General features: G+C 62.7%; 9 protein-coding genes. 5 read left to right on the forward strand and 4 right to left on the reverse strand.

Annotation, left to right across the window (positions count from 1 at the left end):
• The 5 genes from EN969_RS11060 to EN969_RS11080 all read left to right on the forward strand — a co-directional run.
• The coding region (locus EN969_RS11060; RefSeq protein ID WP_206525146.1) for a PD-(D/E)XK nuclease family protein at nt 1-417 on the forward strand (417 nt) is incomplete at its 5' end.
• A gap of 76 nt (nt 418-493) precedes the next feature.
• Nucleotides 494-817 (forward strand): thioredoxin, encoded by a 324-nt coding sequence (gene trxA, locus EN969_RS11065; protein WP_013528326.1) that lies wholly within the window; start codon nt 494-496, stop codon nt 815-817.
• A 128-nt stretch (nt 818-945) separates the two neighbouring features.
• Nucleotides 946-1,227, forward strand: coding sequence for a cupin domain-containing protein (locus tag EN969_RS11070; protein ID WP_013528325.1), 282 nt, complete (start codon nt 946-948; stop codon nt 1,225-1,227).
• A gap of 108 nt (nt 1,228-1,335) precedes the next feature.
• Nucleotides 1,336-1,584 carry a type II toxin-antitoxin system VapB family antitoxin gene (locus tag EN969_RS11075; RefSeq protein WP_013528324.1) on the forward strand — a complete coding sequence of 83 codons (249 nt, stop codon included), beginning with the start codon at nt 1,336-1,338 and terminating at the stop codon, nt 1,582-1,584.
• Entirely contained in the window at nt 1,581-1,994 is a 414-nt protein-coding gene (locus EN969_RS11080) for a type II toxin-antitoxin system VapC family toxin (protein WP_063169784.1), read from the forward strand. The genes EN969_RS11075 and EN969_RS11080 overlap by 4 nt, the downstream gene beginning before the upstream one ends.
• A 64-nt stretch (nt 1,995-2,058) precedes the next feature.
• Here EN969_RS11080 and EN969_RS11085 read toward each other — a convergent pair whose 3' ends face one another.
• The 4 genes from EN969_RS11085 to trpB form a co-directional block, all read right to left on the reverse strand.
• Entirely contained in the window at nt 2,059-3,384 is a 1,326-nt protein-coding gene (locus EN969_RS11085; RefSeq protein ID WP_063169785.1) for a folylpolyglutamate synthase/dihydrofolate synthase family protein, read from the reverse strand.
• Between the two features lie 118 nt (nt 3,385-3,502).
• Nucleotides 3,503-4,429, reverse strand: a complete 927-nt coding sequence (gene accD, locus EN969_RS11090) for an acetyl-CoA carboxylase, carboxyltransferase subunit beta (RefSeq protein WP_013528321.1) — start codon at nt 4,427-4,429, stop codon at nt 3,503-3,505.
• A gap of 101 nt (nt 4,430-4,530) precedes the next feature.
• A complete protein-coding gene (gene trpA / locus EN969_RS11095; RefSeq protein WP_027161022.1) occupies nt 4,531-5,370 on the reverse strand; it encodes a tryptophan synthase subunit alpha in 840 nt (279 codons plus the stop codon).
• A 2-nt stretch (nt 5,371-5,372) separates the two neighbouring features.
• Complete coding sequence (gene trpB, locus EN969_RS11100; RefSeq protein WP_013528319.1) at nt 5,373-6,623, reverse strand: tryptophan synthase subunit beta; 1,251 nt, start codon at nt 6,621-6,623, stop codon at nt 5,373-5,375.
• Between the last annotated feature and the right edge of the window lie 102 nt (nt 6,624-6,725).

The following is a 6,725-nucleotide window of genomic DNA, read 5'->3' on the forward strand; positions in this document are numbered from 1 at the left end:
GGTGCGGACTGGCCGCCATCAGAGCGTGAAAAGGCCCTGGCGTCGGTCACATCGATCCTTGCCGATCCCGGCTTCGGTCAGCTGTTTGCGCCATCGTCGCGTGCCGAGGTTGCGATCATGGGCAGCCTGGAGGTCAAGGGCAAGAAGCGCTCGATTTCCGGCAAGATCGACCGGCTGGCGGTAACGCCGGACACGGTATCGATTGTCGACTACAAGACCAACCGGCCGGCGCCCGCCAGTCTGGCCGAGGTGCCGCCGGCCTATGTCCTGCAGTTGGCGCTCTACCGCGCGCTGTTGCAGCCGCTCTATCCCGGCCGCACGGTCAAGGCGGCCTTGCTGTTCACCGAGGCGCCGCGGCTGATCGAACTGCCTGCCAGCGCCTTGGACGACGCCCTTGCTCGACTCACGGGAGCGTGACACAACACCTGCTTGAAGAAGGGCGCGATCACCACCACATTTGGTGGGACAAAAACTTTCAAAAGGATTTTTCCATATGGCAACCGTGAAGGTCGACAAGAGCAACTTCCAGGCTGACGTGCTTGACGCCAACGTACCGGTCGTCGTCGATTTCTGGGCGGAATGGTGCGGTCCCTGCAAGATGATTGCGCCGGCGCTCGAAGATATCGCCACCGAACTTGGCGCCAAGGTCAAGATCGCCAAGCTCAACATCGACGAGAATCCGGAGCTTGCCGCCCAGTTCGGCGTGCGCTCGATCCCGACGCTGATGATCTTCAAGGGCGGCGAAATGGCCGACATGAAGGTCGGTGCCGCGCCGAAGACCGCGCTGTCGCACTGGATCAATGGCAACCTCGCCTGACCCATCTGAAATTCCTGATATCAAGCCCGGCCTCGCGCCGGGCTTTTTGTTGGCGTCATCGGTGCGTGGCTCTGGCCCTCGCGTCCGGGCACTCCATGTCATCTGCTCGAGGCAGACAGGAGAACCCCATGACCGGATCCGCCAAGGCCACCGTCTTCATCGACAACGAGCGTGTCATCGTCACCGAATACCGCTTCGCGCCGGGCGAGAACACCGGCTGGCATCGCCACGGCCACGACTATGTCGTCGTGCCGCTGATGGACGGCAAGGTGAAGCTGTTGACCAAGGACGGCGAATCCTTTGCCGAGATGAAGAAGGGCGCGCCCTATTTCCGCAAGGAGGGCGTAGAGCACGACGTCATCAACGCCAATGAAGGCGAATACGCCTTTATCGAGATAGAGCTGAAGTAACGTCGCCTATCAATGCGCTGGAAATCCACCGCGTGATGGCACGCCATCAACTGCCACCTTGATGGCAGCAGTGGATCGGCCTATATCCGTTCTAAAAGGGAGTTCGAAATGGCCGAACCACAACTCTCAGTCCGAAGCGCAAAAGCACGCGACCTGGCTCATAGACTTGCTCGTCGTGAAAATCGTTCGATAGCCGATGTGGTCGAACGTGCGCTCGAATCCTACGAAATTCGTGAAGCTGGCCGTGAACCTGCTTCCACCTTCTATGCCAGCTTGACTGCAAACCATGGCGCCGACATCGATCTGGAAAAGATCATTCGCGAAGGCCGCCAGGTTCATTCGGGACTTGAGCTTTGATTTTCGTCGATACCAACGTGATTTCGGAGAGTCTGAAGAAGGCGCCGGACCAAGCTGTCCTGGCATGGCTTGTCCGCAATGACGCTGAACTGGCCCTTCCCACAGTGACGATTGCTGAAATCGCCTTCGGCATCCAAAAAATACGGCCTGATGAGCGTGCCGATCGGCTGGAGCAGGGACTTTCCCGGTGGCGCCATCGATTTGCCGGCCGGATTTTTGGACTGACTGAAGATGCTGCCTTGGCTTACGGCGAGATCATGGGTGCCGCGACACGCCAAGGTGCCGGCATGTCAGCCCCCGATGGCATGATTGCGGCGATAGCGCGCGTGAACGGTGGCCGGCTGGCAACGCGCAATCTCAGCGACTTTGGCACCACCAGCCTTGATCTGATCTCACCGTGGGATTTCTGAAGGTCGAAAGCCAAGGTTCGGCCTCAGCCGCCGCAGCCACCCAAGGCATGAATAGTCGCCTGCTTCAGGTCGGCGGGGTGCCGTTCTCGGCCAGCACCGCTCCGGTCAGATACAACGAACCGCTGATCAGGATGCGTGGCGACGGGCCGTCCCAGGTGTCGCGCAGCAGCATCAGCGCGCTGGCGACGGAACTCACCGGCTCGGCGGTCAGCCCGGCTTCCGTTGCGCGGATCGCCAGTTCGTCGTTCGGCACGCCGGCCTCGCTGAGGCTCACCGGCACCGTGTAGACATGCCGGGCGAGGCCCTTGAAGGCACGGAAATAGCCGCTCTGGTCCTTGGTGTTGATCATGCCCGAGATGAGGAACAGCGGACGCGGGTTCTTCTCTTCCTGCTCGGCCAGCGCTTCGGCAACCACCACGCCGGCACCGGGATTGTGGCCGCCGTCGAGCCAGATATCGGCGCCCTTGGGTGCCAGTTCGGCCAGCCGGCCCTGCACGAGCTTCTGCATGCGGCCGGGCCAGGCGACATTGATCATCGCCTTTTCGGCGGCGCGATGGCTGATCTCGAAACCGGCCGCTTTGACCGCGGCGATCGCCGCCGCCGCATTGGCGAACTGGTGGCGGCCGGGCAGCCTGGGCGGCGGCAGGTCCATCAAGCCGTCTTCGTCCTGGTAGACCATGCGGCCGTTTTCCTCGAAGGCAAGGAAGTCCTGGCCGTAGACGAAGGTGGGGCATTCAAGCCGCTCGGCGGTTTCGATCAGCACCTGCAGAGCCGTCTCGCTTTCCTGCGCGCCGATGACCACCGGACAGCCGGGCTTGATGATGCCGGCCTTTTCGGCTGCGATCAGTTCGACACGGTCGCCGAGATAGGCCTCGTGGTCGAGCGACACCGGCATGATCACCGACACGGCCGGCTCCTTGATGACATTGGTCGCGTCGAAGCGGCCGCCGAGCCCGACTTCGATGATCGCAGCGTCGGCCTGGTGTTCGGAAAACAACAGGAAGGTGACGGCGGTGAGGATCTCGAAGACGGTGATCTTCTCGCCTTCATTGGCCCTGGCGGCACGGGCAATGGCATCGGCGAAAACCCTGTCCTCGACCAGCCTGCCGCCGCCATCGGCGGCCAGCCGGTAACGCTCATGCCAGTTGACCAGATGCGGCGAGGTGTGGACATGGACGCGGTAGTCCGCAGCCTCGAGCAGGGCGCGTGAAAAGGCTGCGCACGAACCTTTGCCGTTGGTGCCGGCGATGTGGATGACCGGGGGCAGCCGGTCCTGCGGATTGTCAAGCCGCTCCAGCAGCCGCGAAATGCGGTCGAGCGAAAGGTCGAAGCCTTTCGGATGAAGCGCCATCAGGGCTTCGATTTCGCGGTCGGCGGCAAGCGTCGTCATGGTGGAATCCTAGCGCATGAGCCTGAAAACCAGAATCGGTTTCGGATGGCCATGGCAATCAAAGGCTACAGCGCGCCGAAGCCCTCGTGCAATCGCGGTCGCGGCGCTTCGTGTCGCTTCAGGCTTGCGGCCGAGCTTCCGCGGCAACCACCGCCGGCGGCAGGATTTCCGGCTCCAGCGTTTTTTGCTCTTCCGGCAGCTTGAGCAGCATCTTGAGCAGGCGCGCGATCGTTTCACGCATTTCCAGCCTGGATACGACCATGTCGACCATGCCGTGCTCCATCAGATATTCGGAGCGCTGGAAGCCATCGGGCAGTTTCTCGCGGATCGTCTGTTCGATGACGCGCGGTCCGGCAAAGCCGATCAGCGCGCCGGGCTCGGCGATGTGCACGTCGCCCAGCATGGCGTAGGAGGCGGTCACGCCGCCCGTGGTCGGGTTGGTCAAAACGACGATGTAGGGCAGGCCGGCTTCCTTCAGCCGGTCGACACCGACCGTTGTCCGAGGCAATTGCATCAGGGACAAAATACCTTCCTGCATGCGGGCGCCGCCGGAAGCAGCAAACAGGATCAGCGGCCGCTTGCGCTGCAGGGCCACTTCGAAACCGTGCACGATGGCGTCGCCGGCGGCCATGCCGAGCGAACCGCCCATGAAGGCGAAGTCCTGCACCGTGACCACAACCGGAAGACCCTCGACGGTGCCCAGCGCATTGATGATCGCGTCCTCAAGGCCGGTCTTGGCCTTGGCGTCCTTCAACCGGTCGACATAGCGCTTCTCGTCGCGGAATTTCAGCGGATCCTGCATGACCTTGGGGTTGTCCAGGGTCTCGTATTTGCCGCCATCGAAGAAGAATTTCAGCCGCTCCTTGGCCGAGATCTTCATGTGATGACCGGACGAGGGAATGACGAACTGGTTCGATTCCAGGTCCTTGTGGAACACCATCTCGCCGGTCTCCGGATCCTTGATCCAGAGATTCTCGGGCATGTCGGTGCGCCGGCCGAGCATCGAATTGATCTTCGGGCGAACGTAATTGGTGATCCAGTTCATCGCTTCGGCTCCTGTCCTGACGAAGAGTTGCTAATGCATGTCGCCCAAAAGTGGGAACCGGTTCTGGGATAACGGCATGCACAAGACCTGACGTAGGGAAACTATTCGGCAGCAGCAAGGCGGGCCGAGCGCACGCCTTGCGCTAGGCCGCTGACCAGCGTGGCGACGGCCTCGGCCGGATCGGCGGTCTTCTCGCCCTTCGGCCCCAGCACATTGGCCACCGCATTGACGATCGCGGTGCCGACGACGACGCCGTCGGCATTGGCGCCGATCACCCGGGCCTGCTCGGCGGTCTTGACGCCGAAGCCGACGCAGACCGGCAGGTCGGTGTGGCCCTTGATGCGCTTGACCGCCGCCGCCACCTTGCCGGTGTCGGCCAGTGCCGAGCCGGTGATGCCGGTCATCGACACGTAATAGACGAAGCCCGACGTGTTCTGCAGCACCTTGGGCAGGCGTTTGTCGTCGGTGGTCGGCGTCGCCAGCCGGATGAAGTTGATGCCGGCTTTCAATGCCGGAATGCACAGTTCCTCATCCATCTCCGGGGGCAGGTCGACGACGATCAGCCCGTCGATGCCGCTGGCGATCGCGTCCTTGAGGAAGCGGTCGACGCCATAGATGTAGATCGGATTGTAGTAGCCCATCAGCACGATCGGCGTTTCATTGTCGCCAGCGCGGAAGTCGGCCGCCATCTTCAGCGTCTTGGCCAGCGTCTGGCCGCCTTTCAGCGCCCGCAAGCCCGCCGCCTGGATCGCCGGGCCGTCGGCCATCGGATCGGAGAACGGCATGCCGAGCTCGATAATATCGGAACCTGCGCCCGGCAACGCCTTCATGATCGACAAAGAGGTATCGTAGTCGGGGTCGCCGCCCATGAAATAGGTGACGAGCGCCGGGCGGCCTTCGGTCCTGAGCTTCGCCATGCGGCGGTCGATGCGGGTGGCCATGATCAGATCTCCATGCCCAGCATGCTGGCCACCGTGTGCACGTCCTTGTCGCCACGGCCGGACAGGTTGACGATGACGATCTGATCCTTGTCCATGGCAGGCACGATCTTCACCGCATGCGCGATGGCGTGCGCCGATTCCAGCGCCGGGATGATGCCTTCGACGCGCGTCGTCAGCTTGAAAGCCTCCAGCGCCTCGTCATCGAGGATCGGCACGTATTCGACCCGGCCTGAATCGCGCAGCCAGGAATGCTCCGGCCCAACGCCGGGATAGTCGAGGCCGGCCGAGATCGAATGGCCGTCCATGATCTGGCCGTCGGAATTCTGCAGGAGATAGGTGCGGTTGCCATGCAGCACGCCCGGCGCGCCGGCATTCATCGAGGCGCAATGCTCGATGCCGTCGAGACCGCGACCGCCGGCTTCGATGCCGATGATGCGGACCTCCTTGTCGTCGAGGAAGGGATGGAACAGGCCGATGGCGTTCGAACCACCGCCGACAGCGGCGATGATGGTGTCGGGCAGCCGGCCTTCCTGCTCGAGGATCTGTGCCCGCGCCTCGATGCCGATCACCGACTGGAAGTCGCGCACCAGCTCCGGATAGGGATGCGGGCCGGCGGCGGTGCCGATCAGGTAATAGGTGTCCTCGACATTGGTGACCCAGTCGCGCAACGCCTCGTTCATGGCGTCCTTCAGCGTGCCGTGGCCGGCGGTCACCGGGCGCACTTCGGCGCCGAGCAGCTTCATGCGGAAGACGTTCGGGCTTTGCCGGGCAACGTCTGTGGCGCCCATGTAGACGACGCAGGGAAAGCCGAAGCGGGCCGCAACCGTGGCCGAGGCCACGCCGTGCTGGCCGGCGCCGGTCTCGGCGATGATGCGCTTCTTGCCCATGCGCTTGGCCAGCAGGATCTGGCCGAGGCAGTTGTTGATCTTGTGCGAACCGGTGTGGTTCAAATCCTCCCGCTTGAAGTAGACCTTCGCGCCGCCCGCGAGGCCCCTGGCCGAGGAAACCTCACGAAGATGCTTCGTGAGGCCTTCGGCGAAATAAAGCTTCGACGGCCGTCCGGCATAGTGGGTCGACAGGTCAGTCAGCTCAGCCCTGAAATCCGCATCGTTCTTGACCTCGTTCCAGTGCCGCTCCAGATCGAGGATCAGCGGCATCAGCGTTTCGGCAACGAAACGACCGCCGAAAATGCCGAACATGCCCTGTTCGTCGGGCCCGGTGCGGAAGGAATTGGGTGTCGCCGGCTTGTTCATCGCCGATCTCCTGGCATCTTGACTATGAGGCATGTCCTTGTCGGAAAACCGGTTCCCACTTTTCCGGGACATGCTCTGGTTTGAGGCACCACTAGGCTGCGC

The sequence above is a fragment of the Mesorhizobium sp. M7A.F.Ca.CA.003.01.2.1 genome, assembly GCF_003998945.1.
Classification (GTDB): domain Bacteria; phylum Pseudomonadota; class Alphaproteobacteria; order Rhizobiales; family Rhizobiaceae; genus Mesorhizobium; species Mesorhizobium ciceri.

What these genes read in the sequence shown, in the direction of transcription:
- trpB (WP_013528319.1), bottom strand. Translation starts at nt 6,623, where the DNA reads ATGAACAAGCCGGCGACACCCAATTCCTTCCGCACCGGGCCCGACGAA.
- EN969_RS11070 (WP_013528325.1), top strand. Translation starts at nt 946, where the DNA reads ATGACCGGATCCGCCAAGGCCACCGTCTTCATCGACAACGAGCGTGTC.
- EN969_RS11075 (WP_013528324.1), top strand. Translation starts at nt 1,336, where the DNA reads ATGGCCGAACCACAACTCTCAGTCCGAAGCGCAAAAGCACGCGACCTG.
- trxA (WP_013528326.1), top strand. Translation starts at nt 494, where the DNA reads ATGGCAACCGTGAAGGTCGACAAGAGCAACTTCCAGGCTGACGTGCTT.
- EN969_RS11085 (WP_063169785.1), bottom strand. Translation starts at nt 3,384, where the DNA reads ATGACGACGCTTGCCGCCGACCGCGAAATCGAAGCCCTGATGGCGCTT.
- trpA (WP_027161022.1), bottom strand. Translation starts at nt 5,370, where the DNA reads ATGGCCACCCGCATCGACCGCCGCATGGCGAAGCTCAGGACCGAAGGC.
- accD (WP_013528321.1), bottom strand. Translation starts at nt 4,429, where the DNA reads ATGAACTGGATCACCAATTACGTTCGCCCGAAGATCAATTCGATGCTC.